Source organism: Micromonospora tulbaghiae, from assembly GCF_900091605.1.
Taxonomy (GTDB): domain Bacteria; phylum Actinomycetota; class Actinomycetes; order Mycobacteriales; family Micromonosporaceae; genus Micromonospora; species Micromonospora tulbaghiae.
The window spans coordinates 300,536-320,576 of the sequence record NZ_FMCQ01000005.1 but is presented as its reverse complement, the minus strand read 5'-3'; the positions used below and the strand labels follow the sequence as shown (position 1 = coordinate 320,576).

General features: G+C 70.5%; 8 protein-coding genes. 6 read left to right on the top strand and 2 right to left on the bottom strand.

The window, feature by feature from the left end; translation table 11 throughout:
• Positions 1–41: 41 nt before the first annotated feature.
• The gene (locus GA0070562_RS17360) at positions 42–425 is read left to right on the top strand and encodes a hypothetical protein (RefSeq protein ID WP_091422838.1); all 384 of its coding nucleotides are present in this window, start codon (positions 42–44) and stop codon (positions 423–425) included.
• Between the two features lie 108 nt (positions 426–533).
• On the opposite strand, the gene GA0070562_RS17355 is transcribed toward GA0070562_RS17360, so the two are convergent.
• Complete coding sequence (locus GA0070562_RS17355) at positions 534–2,342, bottom strand: glycoside hydrolase family 6 protein (RefSeq protein WP_091422836.1); 1,809 nt, start codon at positions 2,340–2,342, stop codon at positions 534–536.
• A gap of 643 nt (positions 2,343–2,985) precedes the next feature.
• On the opposite strand from GA0070562_RS17355, the gene GA0070562_RS17350 reads away from it, so the two are divergent.
• Positions 2,986–4,239, top strand: coding sequence for a hypothetical protein (locus GA0070562_RS17350; RefSeq protein ID WP_254663811.1), 1,254 nt, complete (start codon positions 2,986–2,988; stop codon positions 4,237–4,239).
• A gap of 79 nt (positions 4,240–4,318) precedes the next feature.
• Positions 4,319–5,080: a class F sortase gene (locus GA0070562_RS17345; RefSeq protein WP_091423312.1), complete on the top strand. Its 762-nt coding sequence runs from the start codon at positions 4,319–4,321 to the stop codon at positions 5,078–5,080.
• Positions 5,081–5,144: 64 nt separating this feature from the next.
• Here the strand turns inward: GA0070562_RS17345 and GA0070562_RS17340 are convergent, their stop codons facing one another.
• Positions 5,145–10,208 carry an NAD-glutamate dehydrogenase gene (locus GA0070562_RS17340; protein WP_091422831.1) on the bottom strand — a complete coding sequence of 1,688 codons (5,064 nt, stop codon included), beginning with the start codon at positions 10,206–10,208 and terminating at the stop codon, positions 5,145–5,147.
• A 288-nt stretch (positions 10,209–10,496) separates the two neighbouring features.
• On the opposite strand from GA0070562_RS17340, the gene GA0070562_RS17335 reads away from it, so the two are divergent.
• From GA0070562_RS17335 to GA0070562_RS17325, 3 genes are all read left to right on the top strand, one after another.
• Positions 10,497–12,461, top strand: a complete 1,965-nt coding sequence (locus GA0070562_RS17335; protein WP_091422829.1) for a penicillin-binding transpeptidase domain-containing protein — start codon at positions 10,497–10,499, stop codon at positions 12,459–12,461.
• Between the two features lie 313 nt (positions 12,462–12,774).
• On the top strand, positions 12,775–16,005 hold the full coding sequence (drmD, locus tag GA0070562_RS17330; protein ID WP_175438772.1) for a DISARM system SNF2-like helicase DrmD: 3,231 nt from the start codon (positions 12,775–12,777) through the stop codon (positions 16,003–16,005).
• Positions 16,002–20,039 (top strand): Eco57I restriction-modification methylase domain-containing protein, encoded by a 4,038-nt coding sequence (locus GA0070562_RS17325; RefSeq protein ID WP_091422824.1) that lies wholly within the window; start codon positions 16,002–16,004, stop codon positions 20,037–20,039. The genes drmD and GA0070562_RS17325 overlap by 4 nt, the downstream gene beginning before the upstream one ends.
• Positions 20,040–20,041: the final 2 nt, after the last annotated feature.

The following is a 20,041-nucleotide window of genomic DNA, read 5'->3' as shown; positions in this document are numbered from 1 at the left end:
TAGGCCACGGGGATCACGCGAAGGGACAGGAGGGCAGCAGCATGACCGATCGTGACCGCGGTGGCGAGCGGCCGCTGGAGGAGACCCCCGAGGTGGCCGCGGCGGTGGACGACGACAGCACGGTGCCCCAGTTGCGCAACAGCGGCACCGACCCGGACAACCCCACCTTCACCGAGCCCGACGGCGCGGTGCCCGACACCGGGTCGCCGAACCTCATCGGTGACCCGTACGCGGCCGGGACGGGCGCGACCGGCACCGGCACCGGCGCCGCCCCGGACGACATCCGTACCGGCGCCGAACAGCCCTGGGATCCGGAGGACCTGGTGCAGGCCCGGGGCCAGGACGTGACGCCGGAGAACCTGGAGCGGGCCCGGCGTGACCTGGCCGAGCTGGGCCGGGCAGCGATCGAGCGCACCGTTCCCTGACACCGGAACGGCCGAGGGCCCCTGGCCGACGTGGGCGTCGACCAGGGGCCCGGGGAACCCGCGCGGCGGTGCCTCACTCCCGCCGCCGCGGGTGGTCCTCACCGCGGCTCAGGAGAGCGGCGGGTACGCGTTCTGCATGAGCTGCTGGAACTGGGCGGCGAACCACGCGCCGGAGATCGGCGCGTCCGGCAGGGCGCCGGACAGGTTGTTGCCGTTGCGGGCGTTGCCGGTGTACGTCGGGTCGCACATCCGGTCGAAGCCCTTGCCCTCGCTGTTCGGGATCTCCTTGCTGGAGCCGTCCGACTCACCCGGGGGCTTCACCCAGACGTAGGCGTCGATCCCGGTCTCCGGGTTGGCCCGCGGCCGCTCGCCGAGGCCCGCGCCGGCCTGGTTGCACCAGTTGCCGGTGTGGAAGCGCCGGTCGACCCGGCCACCGTCGACGTACGCGTCCACACTGGTCGACGGGCCGGGGCCGGTCGGCCGGGCGGAGCCGCCCCAACCGTTGCGGGAGGTGTCGATCAGCATGCCGATGTTGCTGTCGAAGCCGACCGAGACCAGCTTCTGCCGGAACGCCTGGGCGAACGACAGCTCGTCGACGTACTGGTTCCAGTCGATCCACTTGGACTGCCGGACGGTCTGGCCGTTCACCGAGTCGGTGACCTTGACGTACGGCTCCTTCAGAGCGGAGTAGTTCGCCGTGTTGACGATGAAGCCCTGCACGTTGGCCACGGTGCTGCCGGACGCGACGGCGGCGGCCTTGAGCTGGTCGGCGACCGGGCCGAAGTTGCTGTCCCAGCCGATCCAGCCGTGGTGGGCGGCGTCGATGTAGTTGTAGACGTTGCCGATCGCACCCAGCTTCGCCAGGGCGTAGCCGACACCGTTCACGTACGCGCCGTTGGCCTTCACCGTGTCACACATGACGGTGCCGCCCGCGTTGCCCGAGGTGTTGGTCACCAGGTTGGGCAGCGAGTCGATCTCGATGATGTTGACGATGCGCAGGTTCCGGTACTTCGAGTCGCCCTGGATCGCGGCGATGGGGTCGATGTACTCGGACTTGTAGCGGGGCAGCTCGTCCGGGCCCAGCTCACCGTTCGAGGCGAGCGCGGAGCAGTCCCGGCCGGGCAGGTTGTAGATGACGAACTGGATGTAGCCGGCGCCCTGGGCAAGCGCGGCGTCCAGGTGGTCACGCACACCCATCGCGCCGTTGGAGCTGCTGTCCGGCGTGCCGTTGATGGCGGCGATCCGGTCGAGCCAGACCGCGGTCGGGTTGTTGGAGACCCGGCTGCCGCCGGAAACCGACTCGGCCTTGGCCTTCCACTCGGGGTTCACGTACCCCTGCACGCCCGCGTACGGGTTGTCGACCCGCTGCCCGGGCGGCGGAGTGGTCGTCGGCGGCGTCGAGGTCGGCGGCGTCGACGTGGGCGGCGTGCTCGTGGGCGGCGTGCTGGTCGGCGGCGTGCTCGTCGGCGGGGTGCTGGTGGACGGCGTGCCGCCGTTGCAGACCGTGCCGTTGAGCGTGAACTGGGTCGGCTTCGGGTTGCTGCCGCTCCAGGAGCCGTTGAAGCCGATGGTGGTGCTGGCGCCGCTGGCGAGCGATCCGTTGTACGACTCGTTCTGCGCGGTGACGTTCTGGCCGCTCTGGGACCACCGCGCGGACCAGCCGTTCACCACCCGCTGCGAGCTGTTCGGGAAGGTGAAGCCGAGGGTCCACGAGCTGAGCGCGTCACCGATGTTCTTGATGGTGACGTTGCCGGTGAATCCACCGGGCCAGTCGCTGGTCGTGTAGGTCACGCTGCACTGGGTGGCGGCCTGCGCCGCGGTGACCGGGAGGGTCACCAGTCCACCGGCTACCAGGACGCCGGCGCTGGTGAGCGCAAGCGTCCGGTTCCGGCCGGACAGCCTTCTCCACAGATTCATGCCACTGATCTCCTTGGGCGAGACCGGATCCGCGTACGGCCCGGCGCAAATGGCGGCGGCGGTCGTCCTGCGGGGACGGCCGTGCGCGCCAGGGGGTTCTTCGGGGGACGCCCGACCCGGACGGGCGCTGGGGGTGGTGGTGCCGACCGGTCCGCAGGACCGGCCGATGGAGCCGGACGTCGGCCGGTGGTGCCGGCTGCCCTCGACGTCTGAGCTCGCGGTGTGGCTCCCCGAACCGCGTGCAGCGATTCTTGCATGGGAGCGCTTCCATGGCAATGGCTCGATGCGCCTGCCGCCCACCCTACCGCCGCCCGGCGTCACCACACCCCCACTCCCCGCCGCCACCGCCGCCCCTCAACTCGAGTGGAACGTCATGGGTGTCAAAACGGCCCGGAGACACCCATGACGTTCCACTCGGCACGTGGACCGCGCGGAGGGGGCAACAGCGCGAGTGGGACCGGCGTCGCGGGACCGCCGCGGAGAGCCCGATCGGCGCTACCGGTCGGGCAGCACGCGCCGGGGCCGCATCACCAGCAAATCCCTAAAAGCGAATCTTTCCCCGGATAACTCGCGAAAAGGTCTAACGTCGGCCTTAGCGCGACTGACGTCGGGCTCAGGACGAACAGGGATGGAGACGCTGGTCATGGCTAAGAAGATGCTCGGGAAGGTGGTCGCGGGCGCCGCTCTCGGCGGAGCGGGCCTTCTCGCGTTCACCCCGGGAATGGCCTACGCGGGCGGGCACGACGAGGGCAAGATCATCGCCAAGCCGCACGTGGTGAAGGCCGGAGACACCGTCGAGTTGCTCGCGATCTGCTCCGAGCCGCAGAAGCACGCCACCGTCTGGTCGAAGGTGACCGGCAAGGTCGACCTGCACCCGGCCCGGGACGGCGAGCACGGCGGCGACTGGGGTGACCGCGGCGGCGACTGGGGTGACGACAAGGCCTGGGGCTGGGACGACAAGGGCCCGGACGGCAAGGACGACCACGGCAGGGACGAGCACGGCAAGGGCCCTGAGGGCAAGGACGACCACGGCAAGGGCCCCGACGGCAAGGACGAGCACGGCAAGGGGCCGGACGGCAAGGACGAGCACGGCAAGGGGCCGGACGGCAAGGACGAGCACGGCAAGGGGCCGGACGGCCGCGGCGAGCCGGGCGGGGACGGACACGGCCCGGACGGCAACGGGCCGGGCGGGAACGGGCCGGGCGGGGACGGCATGCCGCAGCCTCCGGCGAACCAGCCCCAGCCGCCGGCCGGCCAGCCGGAAGGACAACCGCAGCCGGGCGGCGCGGGCGCCGGCACCGCCGTCGACCCGGGCGACTGGCAGGGGCACGACGAGTACGGCCAGGACGCCGAGCCGGGCTGGGAGAAGGAGCAGCGGGGCGCGCCGGACTGGACCAAGGACGCGCACGGCCCCGACGGCAAGGACCGGTACGGCAAGGACGCCAAGGACGAGCACGGCTCCTGGCAGGACGACAAGGGCAAGGACGCCAAGGACGAGCACGGCTCCTGGCAGGACGACAAGGGCAAGGACGGCAAGGACGGCAAGGACGACTGGCAGGCGAGCGGAGGCGCCTGGCAGGACGACAAGGGCGACTACGGCAAGGACACCGAGCGCGACTACGGCAAGGACGGCTGGGAGCACGGGAAGGACTTCGTCTACTACGGCGAGGCCACCGTCTCGCACGACGCCCGGCCGGGCCGGTACGAGCTGCGGGGCACCTGCGGTGACGGCGAGCTGGTGGTCCTGCCGCGCGGTGGGGTCGACGGCGGCGACGGTGGCATGACGACCACCGGCGTGGACCGCGACCTCGCCACCGGTGGCGCGGGCATGATCGGCGCCGCGGCGCTGGGCGGCCTGGTGCTGCTGCGTCGGCGGCGGGCCGGTGGCCTGGTCTGACCGGACGACGACCCGGGCCGGCGGCCGTCACGGAAGTCCGTGGCGTGCCGTCGGCGCGGCCGTCGTCGTCCTGCTCGCCATGGCCGGGGCCGGTCTGATCGGCGCGTCCGTGCGGACCGTCCCGCAACCCTCACCGCCGCAGCCGATCTCGCAGGCGGGCCCGGTCACCACCGGCCCGCTGGCCGACCCGGGCGGCACGTACGCCGATCCGGACGCCGGGGGGCAGCCGGCACCGGACGCCGCCGGGCAGCCCGCACCCGGCAGCACCGGCCGGCCGGCAGCCGGGGACGGCAACGGCCCGACGACGCCGGGCCTGCCGGCCGGGCCCGCCACCCCAGGTGCCCCGGGCGCGACGGACACCACCAGCCCCGCACCGGCCCCGCTGCCCCGGTCGGCGCCGGTCACCATCTCGATCCCCCGCATCGGGGTGCAGGCCCCGATCATGTCGCTCGGCACGAATCCCGACGGCACGGTCCAGGTGCCCCCGCTGGACCAGGCCATGCAGGCCGGCTGGTACTCCCCCGGCGCCAGCCCGGGCGAGGCCGGCAACGCGGTGATCGTGGGTCACGTCGACTCCGCCCAGCTCGGCCCGGCGGTGTTCTTCAACCTCGGCGCGCTGGTGCCCGGCGACACGATCGTGGTCGCCCGGCAGGACGGCTCGACCGCCACGTTCACGGTGCGGGAGGTGGGGTCGTACCCGAAGACCGCCTTTCCCGCCGCGCAGGTCTACGGTCCGTCGGACGTCCCCGCCCTGCGCGTGGTGACCTGCGGCGGGGTGTTCGACAAGACGGCCGGCAGCTACCTGAACAACATCGTCGTCTACGCCGCGATGACGAGCTGAGGGCGGGAACGGCAGTGGCCCGGTGGTCGGGGAACCGACCACCGGGCCACGCGCGTCAGAGCGGTCAGGCCGCCGCCGAGGTCCGGACCAGGGTACGGATCTGGCGCAGCAGCACCGACAGCGCGGACAGGTCGGCGCGGGACTCGTCGAACTCCCCCATCGCCCGGTGCGCCCGGTGGATCGAGGTGGCGTTCGCCTGCTCCCACTCCTGCACCCGCTCCACCGGAGGCACGTCCTCCGACGTGGACCCGAGCACCTCCGCGGTGAGCGCGGCGAGCGCGGCGTACAGGTCGTAGCGCAGCGCCATCCGGGCCAGGGTCTGCCACCGGTCCTCGCGTGGCAGCAGGGAGATCTTCGACAGCAGCGCGTCGACCCGGAACCGGTCGGAGAGCACGAAGTAGACCGAGGCCACCTCGCCCACGTCCCGCCCGGTCGCCTGCGCCGTCTCGACGATGTCGAGCAGGCCGAAGCTGTACATCAGGCGGGTCGCCTGCTCGGCCAGGTCACGCGGCAGCCCGCGGCCGACCAGCGACTCGATGTGCGCCGCGATGGCCTCCCGCTCGGTGCCCCAGAACCGGTGCTCCAGGTCCGGCAGGAGCCGGGCCACACCGTCGCGCAGCCGGGCGATCTCCGCCGGCACGTCGATCGGCGACCGCCGGTTGGTGACCAGCCACCGCACCGCGCGGTCGAGCAGCCGCCGGGTGTCCAGGTAGACGGCGGTCTGCAACTCGGGCGAGACCTTGTTGTCCAGCGCCTCGACCGCGTCCCACAGGTCGCGCAGACCGAACACCTCGCGGACCACCACGTACGCCCGGAGCACGTCCGCCGCGGACGCCGCCGTCTCCTCGACCACCCGGAAGACGAACGAGATGCCGCCCCGGTTGATCGCCTCGTTGACCAGGACCGTGGTGACGATGTCCCGGCGCAGCCGGTGCCGGCCCATCCGGTCGGCGAAGCGCTGCCGCAGCGGCGTCGGGAAGTAGTTGACCAGGACGTCGGTCGTCCACTCCTCGTCCGCCAGGCCCTCGCCGACGATCTCGCGCTCCAGCACGATCTTGACGTACGCGAGCACCACCGCGAACTCCGGCGGCGTCAGCCCGCTCTCGGTGCGGACCGCCAGTTCCTCGTCCGACGGCAGCGCCTCCAGCGAACGGTTCAGCGCGCCGGACCGCTCCAGCTCGTTGATCATCCGCCGGTGCACCGGCAGCAACGAGGCGGCCTGGGCCTGGGCGTTGTTGAGCGCCCGCGCCTGGTCGTAGTTGTCCCGCAGCACCAGCTCGGCGACCTCGTCGGTCATCCGGGCCAGCAGCTCGTCGCGCTCCGGCCGGTCCAGCTCACCGTCGGCCACAGCCGTGTTGAGCAGGATCTTGATGTTGACCTCGTGGTCGGAGCAGTCCACCCCGGCCGCGTTGTCGATGAAGTCGGTGTAGATGCGGCCGCCGGTCGAGGCGTACTCGATCCGGCCCTGCTGGGTGAAGCCCAGGTTGCCGCCCTCGCCGACCACCCGGCAGCGCAGGCCCTTGCCGTCCACCCGGATGGCGTCGTTGGACTTGTCCCCCACCTCGGCGTTGGTCTGGCTGGACGCCTTGACGTAGGTGCCGATGCCGCCGTTCCAGAACAGGTCGACCGGCGCGGTGAGGATCGCCTTCATCAGCTCCTGCGGGCTGAGCTGCGTGACGTCCTCGTCGAGGCCGAGCACCGCGCGGACCTGCGGCGAGACCGGCACCGACTTCGCCGTACGCGGGTACACGCCGCCGCCTTCGGAGATCAGCTCGCGGTCGTAGTCCTCCCACGACGAGCGCGGCATGTCGAACAGCCGCTTGCGTTCCTGGAAGGAGCGGGCCGACTCCGGGTCCGGGTCGAGGAAGATGTGCCGGTGGTCGAACGCGGCCACCAGCCGGATGTGCTCGGACAGCAGCATCCCGTTGCCGAACACGTCGCCGGACATGTCGCCGACGCCGACCACAGTGAAGTCCTGCGTCTGGGTGTCGTGCCCCAGCTCCCGGAAGTGCCGCTTCACCGACTCCCAGGCGCCCCGGGCGGTGATGCCCATCTTCTTGTGGTCGTAGCCGGCCGAGCCGCCGGAGGCGAACGCGTCGCCGAGCCAGAAGCTGTGCGCCTCGGAGATCTCGTTGGCGATGTCGGAGAACGTCGCGGTGCCCTTGTCGGCGGCCACCACCATGTACGGGTCGTCGCCGTCGTGCCGGACCACGTCCTCGGGCGGCACGATCTCGCCGCTGACGATGTTGTCGGTGACGTCGAGCAGCGCGGAGATGAACTCCTTGTAGCAGATCACCGCCTCGTCCCGGTCGCCCGGCTTCTGCTTGAGCACGAAGCCGCCCTTGGCGCCGACCGGCACGATCACCGCGTTCTTCACCATCTGCGCCTTGACCAGGCCGAGCACCTCGGTCCGGAAGTCCTCGCGCCGGTCGGACCAGCGCAGGCCGCCGCGGGCCACCGGCCCGTACCGCAGGTGCACGCCCTCGAACCGGGGCGAGTAGACGAAGATCTCGAACTTGGGCCGCGGCGCCGGCAGGTCCGGGATGGCCTGCGGGTCGAGCTTGAACGCCACGTACGCCTTGGGCCGGCCGCCCACCGGCTTCTGGTAGAAGCTGGTCCGCAGCGTGGCCTGGATCAACGTCAGGTAGGCCCGCAGGATGCGGTCCTGGTCGAGGCTGGCCACCTCGTCGAGCGCCTCGCCGATCGCGTCGACCAGCTCGCCGCTGCGCTGCCGCCGCTCGTCGAGCGTGGTCGCGCCCGGGGCGAACCGGGTCTCGAACAGCTTCACCAGCAGTTCGGCGATCTGCGGGTACGCGATGAACGTCTGCTCCATGTACTCCTGGGAGAACACGGTGCCGGCCTGCCGCAGGTACTTCGCGTACGCGCGCAGCACGACGACCTGCCGCCAGGTGAGCCCGGCCCGCAGCACCAGCTCGTTGAAGCCGTCCACCTCGGCCTCGCCCCGCCAGGCGGCGGCGAAGGCGTTCTCCACGTGCGGGCGCACCTCGGCCAGGTCCTGGTGCCGCTCGGGCAGCTCCAGACCGAAGTCGTAGAGCCAGATCCGGCCGTCGACGCGCTCCACCTCGTACGGGTGCTCGTCGACCACCTTCACGCCGAGCGAGTGCAGCACCGGCAGCACGGCGGAGAGCATCATCGGCTCGCCGTACCGGTAGACCTTGAACCGCACGTCCATCGCCTCGTCGGCGTCGGCGGCGCGGGCCGCGTACGGACGCGGCGGCGCCTGCTTGCGGAACAGGTGCATCTCCAGCTGGCCGGGCTCCTCCAGCAGCTCCAGCTTCGCCAGGTCCTTCATCGCCTCGTACGGCGTGTGCCCGTCCTTGTAGCCCTCCGGGAACGCGTCGGCGTACCGGGCGAACAGGTGCTTGGCCTGCTCGTCGCCGAGCTTGCGTTCCAGCACCAGCCGGTAGTCGTCGTCCCAGAGCCGGGTCGCGTCGGCCAGTTCCTCGGCGAGCAGGTCGGCGTCGATCTCACCGGGCGGGTTGTTCGGGTCGGTGCGCACGATGAAGTGCACCCGGGCCAGCATGGACTCGGTCACCCGCGTGGTGTAGTCGACGCCGACGCCGTTCAGCTCGCGCAGCAGGATGTCCTGCATGCGCAGCCGGTTCTGCGTGGTGAACCGGTCCCGCGGCAGGTAGATCAGGCAGGAGATGAACCGCCCGTACGCGTCGCGGCGCAGGAACACCCGCAGTTGCCGGCGGCCCGCCATCCGCAGCACGCCGATCACCGCGTGGTAGAGGTCGTCGGTCTTGATCTGGAACAGCTCGTCGCGCGGGTAGGTCTCCAGGATCTGCAACAGGTCCTTGCCGGAGTGGCTGCGCAGGCTCAGGCCCGAGCGGTCCAGCACCTCGGCGACCTTGCGCCGGACCACCGGCAGCTCCTGCACGCTGGTCCGGTACGCGGCGGTGGAGAACAGGCCCAGGAAGCGCCGCTCGCCGACCACCTCGCCGGCCTCGTTGAAGATCTTGAAGCCGATGTAGTCGAGGTACGCCGACCGGTGCACAGTGGCGCGCGAGTTGGCCTTGGTGATGATGAGCAGGCGCTTCTCCAGCACCTTCTCGTGTGCCTCGTGCGTCATCGAGTTCAGCGACCGGGCCTCGGGCGAGTCGGAACGCAGGATGCCCAACCCGGTGCCGAGCACCGCCTCCAGGGCCTGCCCGCCGCGCGCGCCGTCGGTGTGGACCAGGCGGTATTCCCGGTAGCCGAGGAACGTGAAGTGGTCGTGCGCCAGCCAGCGAAGCAGCTCCACCGAGTCGGTGATGTCCTTCTCCGGCACCGGCGGGCGATTGTCCGACGTCCGGGCGGCGGCCAGCTCGTCGGCGAGCGCGAGGGCCCGCTGCCGCATCTTCGGCCAGTCCTCGACCGCCTCGCGCACGTCGGTGAGCACCCGCTGCAACTCACGGCGCAGCGTCTCCCGCTCGGCCGGGTCGCGGACCGGGTCGATCTCGATCCGCATCCAGCTCTCGACCAGGTCACCGGCGATGGCGTCGTCCGGTTCCACGTCCGCCGAGACCTCGGTGAGCCGGCCCAGCGGCTCGCGCCGCACCACGACCAGCGGGTGCACCAGCAGGTGCACGTCCAGGTGACGGGAGTTCAGCAGGGCGGTCACCGAGTCGACCAGGAACGGCATGTCGTCGGTGACGATCTCGACGACCGTGTGGTGCTGCTCGGCGTCCGGCTCGTGGATGCGGAGCTTCAGCTCGCCCGGCACCCGCTGCTGGGCCAGGTCCCGGTGGGCCCGGGCCGCCTCCAGCATCTCCTCGGCGGTGAAGCCGATCAGCTCCTCGTCCGGCGCGAACCGCCAGAAGCGGTCCACCAGTGTGGCCGCGTCGTGGTCGTCGCCGGCCAGCGCGACCGCCTGGGCGACCAGCCGCTCCGCGTTGGGAACGGGCTCGTCCAGCTCGGCGTCCTCCGACTCGTCGGCCAGTGCCTGCGCAGGCAGGCCCAGGTCGTAGAGGGTGTCGATGCTGGAACCGGTCATCCCGGTCACTCCTGTGTCGAGACGGCTGAAACCGTCTCCGTCGGTCGCCGAATCGAAGCTGTCGTCGTCCCGGCCGGTGTCAGCCTGCCGGAGGTCGGGTCCCGGTTTGATCGCCGGACGCCGGTCCATCGGTGCCACTCCCCTCGACCCACCGCGTTGTGGGTCACTCTGCCGCCCAGCCTAGGCCCTACCGCGCGGTACCTCCCGCGGCGGACCACTGGCCGGACGTCCGGATCGGGACTCTGTCCTTTCACCCGTTGCGGGTCCGTGGTCGGCCGCTCGCGGAGTACCCCGGCTGGCGATGTTCATCACACTGCCACACGCCGCTTCTCGCGCTGCCGGAGGCCGTGGCGGGGCGGTGGGGAGCGCCGGCCCGTACTAGCGTGCAGGGCAGTTGAGCACCGGAGGGACCGCTTCATGCCCGTGTCGTACCCCGTCCGCCACCCTCGCCACACCCGTCACCGCGTCCTCGCGACGCTGGCAGCCGTGCTGGTCACAGCCGGCGCGCTGACCGGATGCTCCGGGGACGACGGCCCGGATACGGCCGTCGAGGCGTTCCTCGGCGGCTGGCGCTCCGGCGACCTCCAGGCGGTCGGCTTCGTCGAGCCGGCCGGCGGGCGGGTGCCCGCCGCCGAGGTGACCAAGCAGATCCAGGCGCTCGCCGGCGCGCTCGCGGCCAACCCGCCGGAGCTGGCACGCACCGGCGACATCACCACCAAGGGCGACGTCGCCACCGCCCGGATCAAGGTGAGCTGGGCGCTGCCCGGCGGCGGCGACTGGGCCTACGAGAATCCGGTACGCCTCAAGCGCGGCGGCGACGACAAGTGGCAGGTGATCTGGGAGCCGTCGGTGGTGCACGAGAAGCTGGAGAGCGGCGACAAGATCGCGCTGCGGCGGGAGCCGGCGCAGCGCGCCGGTGTGCTGGACGCGGCCGGTCAGCCGATCGTCGCGCCGCGCCCGGTGGTCCGGGTGCAGGTCGTCCCCGGCGAGGTCACCGACGTGCCCGGCCTGGTCAAGAAGCTGGACGCCGCGTTCAAGGCGATCCGGCCCGCGCTCACCCCGCCGGTCGACCTGGGCGACCTGCCCAAGCGGCTCAAGGCGGCGAAGCCGGACGGGCTCGTCGAGGTGGTGACGTTGCGCGACGAGGCGTACCGGCAGATCAAGCCGCGCATCTACGACCTGCCCGGCACCCGGTTCGTCTCCGAGCAGCTCATGCTGGCGCCGACCCGCGAGTTCGCCCGGGCGCTGCTCGGCTCGGTCGACCAGGCCACCGCCGACGACCTCCAGGCCCACCCCGAGCGGTACGCGCGCGGCGACCTGGTCGGCCACGGCGGTCTCCAGGGCCGGTACGACGAGCGGCTGCGCGGCGTCCCCGGCGTCACCGTGATCACCGAGCGGACCACCCCGGACGGCAAGGTGGAGCCGACCGGCACCGAGCTGTACCGCAGCGACCCGAAGCCCGGCCAGCCGGTGAAGACCACCATCGACGCGGCCACCCAGAACGCGGCCGACACCGCGTTGCGCGGTCAGACCCGCCGCTCCGCCCTGGTCGCCGTGCGGATCAGCGACGGCGCGGTGCTGGCCGCCGCGAACGGCCCGGGCGCGGCGGGCGACAACCTCGCCTTCACCGCCCAGGTGCCGCCCGGCTCGACGTTCAAGATGGTCAGCGCACTCGGCCTGCTCGACCGGGGCGCGGTGACACCGCAGACGACAGTGGACTGCCCGAAGACGTCGACGGTCGAGGGCCGGGTCTTCAAGAACTCGGACAACTTCGAGCTGGGCGCGGTGCCGTTCGCCACCGACTTCGCCAAGTCGTGCAACACCGCCTTCACCGCGCTGGCGCCGAAGCTCGGCCCGGACGGGCTGGCCCAGGCCGGCCGTACGCTCGGCCTGGAGGCCGCGTGGGATCTCGGCACCGACGCGTTCACCGGCAAGATCTCCGCCAACGGACCGGCCACCGAGCAGGCCGCCGCCGCGATCGGCCAGGGCACCACGCTGGTGAGCCCGGTGGCGATGGCGAGCGCCACGGCGGCGGTGGCCCGGGGCAAGTTCGAGCAGCCCAAGCTGCTGCTCGACCCGGCGCCGGCCAAGCCCGCGCCGGCCGGCGAGGCGCTCAAGCCGGAGTCGGTGGCGGCACTGAAGTCGATGATGCGCGGGGTGGTCACCTCGGGTAGCGGCAGCGCGCTGGCGGACGTGCCGGGCGAGCCGGTGCACGGCAAGACCGGCACCGCGGAGTACGACAACAATCCGGCGCACACGCACGCCTGGTTCGTCGGCTGGCAGGGCGGCGTGGCCTTCGCCGTCTTCGTCGAGCAGGGCGGGGCGGGCTCGAAGGTCGCGGCGCCGATCGCCGAGAAGTTCCTGCGCGGCCCGGTCGGCTGAGTACCCGGGTGCCAACCGATCGCCGGCGGAAGCATGCCCAGTATGTGCACTGTCAGAAATCCGCCAGTTGGTTGCTCGTCGTCACTGCTTCCTACTCAACCGATCCCTGAAATCGGTACAAACATTCATCAACCGCCAGTCTCCATGGTGGATGGTGTGGTCGCCCAGCCGCTCCGATGTGAACGTTGACCACTCGGCCGATCTGACGCTCTAGTAGCACCACCGCCCCAGGGGTAACGTGCCCTGCCCGGGGGGCAAAGGTTTTCTTAATCTCATTGGCACCCCCGCCTCATCTGCCGCGGGGAGGGCATGAATGTCTGGCGAGTCATCGGCTCTGCGAAACGCAGAGTCCCATGCACGGGACTTGGGGCCTGTCTCGGCACCTGAGCCGGGGCAACTCGTCAGCGTCCGGGGCAGACGATGGGTGGTGGCGGACAAGCTCCCGAGCAGCATCACGTCCGACCGGGCGCAAGGCGGAGCCACAGCGCCGGAGAACCTGCTGACCCTGACCTCCATCGAGGACGACAGCTTCGACGAGACCATAAGCGTCGTCTGGGAGGTCGAGGCAGGCGCCAGGGCCCACGAGTCGTCCGAACTGCCCCGCCTGGCCGAGGGTCAGTCGCTGGACGCTCCGGAGACGCTCGACGCCTTCCTCGACGCCGTGCGCTGGGGAGCGCTCACCAGCGCTGACCGGAGCCTCCTCCAGGCACCCTTCCGCAGCGGCATCGACATCCAGCCGTACCAGCTCGATCCGCTGGTGCGGGCACTGTCGATGCCCCGGGCGAACCTGCTGATCGCGGACGACGTCGGCCTCGGCAAGACGATCGAGGCGGGCCTGGTCATTCAGGAGCTGATTCTCAGGTACCGGGCCCGCACGGTGCTGATCGTCTGCCCGGCCAGCCTCTGCATCCAATGGCAGGAGCAGATGCAGGAGAAGTTCGGGCTGGAGTTCCGGGTACTCGACACCGAGATGGTGCGGAGCCTGCGCCGGGAACGCGGTGTACGGGTCAACCCCTTCACCCACTTCCCCCGGCTGATCATGAGCGTCGACTGGCTGAAGCGGGACCGACCGATGCGGATGCTGCGGGAGGTGCTGCCCAAGGAGTTCCGGCTACCCCGGGCCTTCGACATGCTCGTGGTCGACGAGGTCCACTCCTGCGCCCCCACCGGGCAGGGCCGGTACGCCGTCGACTCTCTCCGCACCAAGGCGATCCGGGAGCTGGCGCCCCACTGCGAGCACCGGCTCTTCCTCTCGGCCACGCCGCACAACGGCTACCTGGAGTCGTTCACCGCTCTGCTGGAACTCCTCGACGATCAACGCTTCGCCCGGGGCGTACCGCCGGACGAGCGGCAGCTCAAGCAGATCATGGTGCGCCGGCTGAAGTCGGAGCTGACGACCGAGTTCGACGGCCGGCCACTCTTCCCGCCTCGCCGGATCGTCGCATTGCCCGTCGACTACACCGCCGAGGAGCGCCGGGTCCACGAGGACCTACGCGCATACACCGAGTCGCGGGTCCAGCGCGCCAACGGCGAGGGCGACGCGGCCCGGGTGGCGGTCGAGTTCTCCCTGACCACGCTCAAGAAGCGCCTCTTCTCCTCCCCGGCGGCCTTCGCCCGTACCCTGGCCACCCACATCGCCTCCCAGGAGGGGGGACGGCCGGCGCGGGAGAAGAGGCCACCGGTCACCGTCCTGCGGGACGCCTTCGCCGCCGTCGAGGACGCCCTCGACACCGGCGATGCGGACGACAACTCCTACGAGAGCCTGTCCCGGCGGGCGCTGGTGGCCGCCGGCGACGTCGAACCGACCCTCAGCGCGGAGGATCGGGCGCGGCTCGACCGGATGTCCACGTGGGCGGAGCGCGCGCGGTACCAGGCGGACAGCAAACTCGACCTCTTCCTCTCCTGGTTGGCGGAGATCGCCGGGCCGGAGCAGGACGAGCGGGTCATCGTCTTCACCGAGTACCGAGACACGCTGCGCTGGTTGCAGGAGCAGTTGGAGGCGCACGGCTATGGCGTCGACAACCGCATCGAGGTGCTGCACGGCGGGCTGGACACCCACGACCGGGACCGGATCAAGAAGGAGTTCCTCGCGGCCGACTCCCCCGTCCGCATCCTGCTCGCCACGGACGCGGCAAGCGAAGGCATCGACCTGCAGGAGCGCTGCCACCGGCTGGTCCACTGGGAGATCCCGTGGAACCCCAACCGGCTGGAGCAGCGCAACGGACGCATCGACCGGCACGGCCAGCAGGCGGACGAGGTGCTGATCCACCACTTCGTGGGAGCCGGCTGGACCGAGGGCGCGAACGCCGACGCCCGCCCCGGCTCCCTCGACGGTGACCTGCACTTCCTCGCCCAGGCCGTCCGAAAGGTCGAGCAGATCCGCACCGACCTGGGCAGCGTGGGACCGGTCATCGCCGACCAGGTCACCGAAGCGATGCTCGGCCGACGGCGCACGGCCCTGGACACCTCCGCCGCCGAGCGGGCCGCCGCGAAACGCGCCGTGTTGAGCCTGCAACGACAGCTGGCGGCCGAGGTGGAGAAACTCGTCGGCAAGCTGCACGAGAGCCGTTCCGGGCTACGGCTCACCCCCGACGCGGTGCGCCGGGTGGTGGAGGTGGGTCTGCGCCTGGGCCATCAGCAGCAACTGGCGCCCACCGTGGTGTCCGGGTTCGACGGCGAGTTCTTCACCGTGCCGCCCTTGGCCGACGAGTGGGCCCGCACGGTGGCCGGCATCGCGCATCCCCGCACCGGGAAGGCCCGCCCGGTGACCTTCGACGACCGGGCGACGAAGCCGGTCGACCGGCGGCGCAGTCGGCAGGACGTGGTGCACCTGCACCTGGGCCACCCCCTGGTACAGCAGTGCCTGCGGTTGCTCCGCGCCGAGGTGTGGTCGGGTGGGCGGGAGGCCCGGCTGTCCCGGGTTACCGCGCGGGTGGTGCCCGACGACGCGCTGGCGGAACCGGCCGTGCTGGCCCACGGCCGGCTCGTGGTCACCGGCCGCGCCGGAACCCGCCTGCACGAGCAGATCATCACCGCCGGGGGCTGGCTCCGGCAGGGCCGCTTCGCGTCCTTCGCCAGCGTCCGGGAGACCGAGCACGCGGTGGCAGTGGCCCGCGACAGCAGCATCCCGTGCCCACCCGAGATCGCCGACCGCCTGGCCGGTCTGCTGCCGAAGACCAGCAAGTCCCTGATCAAGGCGTTGGAGCGGCGGCGGGACGAACGGCAGGGCGGCATCGACAAGATGCTGCTGACCAACGCCGAGCAGGAGGCTCACGCGGCCGAGGAGACCCTGCGTGAGCTGGGTGCCGCGATCCGCAAGGCGCTGGCGGAGAACCCGCACGAGCAGTTGGCGCTCTTCGAGCTGACCAGCGACGAGCGGATGCAGCTTCACCGCGACCGGGAGGCCCTTCTCGACCGGCTCGACCGCATCCCGGAGGACATCGCACTCGCCCGCGAGGCCGTGCACCGCCGCTACGCCGACCCGACGGCCCGGTTCTTCCCGGTGGCCGTGGAGTTCCTGATCCCGAGGAGGGCCGCCCGATGACCGGCAAGTCCCGCCGCACCGGCCACCGCGACGGACGGGCCGGGCGGCGGATCAGTCCGCACGCCGAGTGGCTGGCCCTGGTCGAAACGGTCGAGCCCTTCCTCGACCTGGACGTCCTCGACGCCGCCCTGCCCCAGGGTTGCGCTCCGGTCGCCACCGCCGTGCGCGACCGGCTCGCGCTAGCCGTGGACGAACTGCGTGCCGAGCCCGCCAAGGCGGAACTCTTCGTGGAGTTCGTGCTCCGCGAGATCCTCGACTGGCAGGTCGACGGCGACACCGCGTACGGGGCGGCGGTGCGGGACTCGGCTGTGCCGAGCACGCTCGCCTACCGCCCGCCGGCGGCCGGGGAGACGCTCCGCCCGGACATCGTGCTGATGGCCGGCCGGTCCCCCGAGGTGCTCGTCGCCCAGTGGCCCGCTGCCACCGTGCTGGACAAGGTGGTACCGGAGCGCGCCTGGGCCGCCTCGCCGGTGGACCGGATGGTGGAGCTGTGCCGCGCGACCGGCAACCCGGTCGGCCTGGTAACCAACGGCTGGCGCTGGTCGGTGGTGCACGCCGCGGCTGACCTCCCGGTCGGCGTGGCCACCTTCGATGCCGAGATCTGGGTGGACGAGCCGGTCACCCTCGCCGCCTTCGCCGAACTCCTGGGTGGCGGACGCTGGTTCGGCCGGACCGACGACGAACACCTCGACATCCTCCTGGCGGAGAGCGCCAACCGCGAGGAGGCCGTGACCGGTCAGCTCGGCGCGCAGGTGCGCGCCGCGGTCGAGCATCTCGTCGACGCGCTGTCGCGCGCCGACCGGGAGTTGGACGGCACGGTGCTGGCGAAGGTGCCGCCACGCGAGGTGTACCGGGGCGCAGTCACCGCCACCATGCGGATGGTCTTCCTGCTCTACGCCGAGGACCGCGGCCTGCTCCCGCTCCAGGGCCTCTACGCCGAGTCGTACGCCATGCACAGCCTCTTCGACCAGCTCCGGGCGGACGCCGACCGGCTCACCGAGGACATCCTGGACCGCCGCCACTCGGCCTGGGGCCGGCTGCTGGCGACCTCCCGGGCGGTGCACGGTGGGTCTCGGCACGACGCGCTGCGGCTGCCGGCGTACGGCGGGTCGCTGTTTAAGCCGGACCGGTTCGACTGGCTGGAGCGGCTCCGGGTCGACGATCGGACCATGCTCCGGGTGCTGGACCGGCTGCTGATGCTGCGCCGCGAGGGGCGGGCGAGCATCGAGGCGATGCCGCTCTCCTACCGCTCGCTCGACGTCGAACAGATCGGGTACGTCTACGAGGGGCTACTCGACCACTCCGGGGTGCGCGCCGAGGAGTGGGTGCTGGCGCTGCGCGGCCCCGCCCAGCCGGAGGTGCCTCTCTCCGCGCTGGAGGAGCTGGACGACGCGGAGCTGATCCCGTACCTGGCGCGGGAGATGTCGCTCGGCAACAAGCGCAAGGCCAACCCGGCTCAGGTGGAACGCTGGCTCGCCGAGGAGCCGGACGGCCCGAGCTACGCCCACCTGCGCGCCGCCTGCGGGGGCGACGACGCGCTGACCGAGCGGGTCGCGCCGTACTGGGGACTGATCCGGCCCGACCTGCGCGGCGGCCCGCTGGTGTACGCGCCGGGCGCGGTCTTCGTCACCCAGGTGGGTGACCGGCGGGCGGCGGGCGCCCACTACACCCCCAAGCACCTCGCCGAGGAGATCGTCAAGCACACCCTCGATCCGCTCTGCTACTCCCCCGGCCCAGCCGACGGGCTCGGCCCGGACGACGAGTGGCGGGTACGCCCGGCCGGCGAGCTGCTGGCCCTGCGGGTCGCCGACATCGCTGTCGGCTCCGGCGCGTTCCTCGTCTCCGCCTGCCGCTACTTGGCGAAGCGGCTAGTGGAGGCGTGGCAGCGGGACGGGTTCCCGGACGACGTGCCCGACGGCGACACCCCTGACGCCCAGGAGGAGCGACTGCTCTATGCCCGCCGCCTGGTCACCGACCGCTGCCTCTACGGAGTGGACCGGGACGACATGGCCGTGGAGATGGCCAAGATGTCGATGTGGCTGGTGACCCTGGCCAAGAACCGGCCGTTCGAGTTCCTCGACCACGCGGTGCGCCGGGGCGACTCACTGCTCGGCATCACCGACCTGGACCAGCTCCTGCACCTGCACCTCGACCCGGTGCAGGGCAGGAAGATCGCCGGTCACGTGACGTTCTTCGAGAACACCGCCGGGGTGATGTCCAGCGAGGTCAAGGAGGCGCTGGAATACCGGCACGAGCTGGAGCGGATGCCGGTCCGCGACGTCCACGACGCCGAAAACAAGGCGGCGCTGCTGGCGAAGGCGGACGGGCACACCGAGGCGTTGAAGCTGATCGCCGATGGCGTGGTCGCCGCCGGGCTCGCGCGGGGCCGCTCTGCGATCGAGTACGAGAACGCGCTGGCCACCGTCCGCGGCTTCACGCGTGGCGTGCTGAACGGGCGGGAGGTGGCCAAGAACGGTCTCCGCGCGCAGGCGGAGGAGTGGTTGCAGGCGGGCCGGCCGGAGGGTACGCCGGAGCGGGAGTGCTTCCACTGGCCGCTGGAGTTCCCCGAGGTGATGGAGAACGGCGGATTCTCCGCCGTGGTCGGCAACCCTCCTTTTATGCACGGCTCAAAAATTACCGGAAACCTTGGCATCGATTATAGGCGTTATCTCGTTCAGTGGGTGGCACGAAAAACAGGAAATTCAGATGTAGTGGGCTACTTCACCCATCGCATGAGTCGGGCCAGCCAGGGACGGATCGGATTCATATCAACTAACTCAATAAGCGAGGGCGCCACCAGAAGCGTGTGTCTCGATGAGATTACGAACCATCAACAACGGGTGATCTACCGCGCGACCAAGAGCACTCCATGGCCGGGCGAAGCCGCAGTAGAGATCGCCAAAATCTGGATAGGGAACCCCGGAAAGGACGAGCAATTTTATCTAGATGATAAGCCCGCTGGAAACATAACCACGGCGTTAACTGAAGCAGGCCGCATCACCGGCAATCCCCACAAGCTACGAGCCAATGCGAGCATCGCCTTCGACGGCTCGAAGATTGACGGCATCGGCTTCACTCTCCCGCCGCAGGAAGCCCTGAATCTTATAGCTCAGGACCAGCGAAACACCCGAGTTCTATTCCCCTACCTTAACGGCGAAGATGTAACGTCAAGGCCCGACTGTTCAGCCAGTCGATGGGTCATCGATTTCCATGACTGGCCACTTGAGGAGGCACAAAAGTATCCCGACTGCTTGCAGCGAGTCATGGAACTGGTCAAACCTAAGCGCGACTCGAACAAGCGCGCAACAAGACGAGATCGGTGGTGGCAGTACGCAGAGCGAGCACCAGGCCTCTACTCCGCAATCAAGAATCTTGACCGAGTTATCGTGATCGCACTAACGAGCAAGCTAGCGCTGCCTGTTTTTCAGCAGACCGGGCAGATATTCTCACACATGCTTGGAGTTTTTGCAACGAGCGATCCCGCCGACTTGGCCCTACTCTCTAGCACCCCACACCACCTCTGGGCAACGACTCACACTTCAACATTAGAGACACGTACTCGGTACACTCCAGCCAAGGCATTTGGCACCTTTCCGAGACCTCCTCAAACAAACCGAATGAGGACTGCTGGCGCAAGGCTGGACACCTTACGGCGCGAATACATGAGCAACGCGAGCGAAGGGCTAACTGCGACATACAACCGGGTCCACAACCCAGCAGAAAACTCGCAGCAGATAATTGGGCTGCGTGAGGCGCACGCCGAGATCGATAACGCCGTAATTGAGGCGTACGACTGGAACATAAAAATAGAGTGGGGGTTCTTCAGAACGAAGAACGGCATCCGGTGGACCATTGATTCCACCAGTCGACAGGAAATCGCCGACCTCTTGCTGCAGCTCAACTTCGATCGTTTCGAAGAGGAAGAGAAGCGCGGCCTGCACCACAAGGGCAAGCCGGCGCGCGCCAAGCCGGCGAAGGTGCCGAAGCCGCGCGCCGCCTCCGAGTCCGAGCAACTGCCGATCAACTGGGGATAACC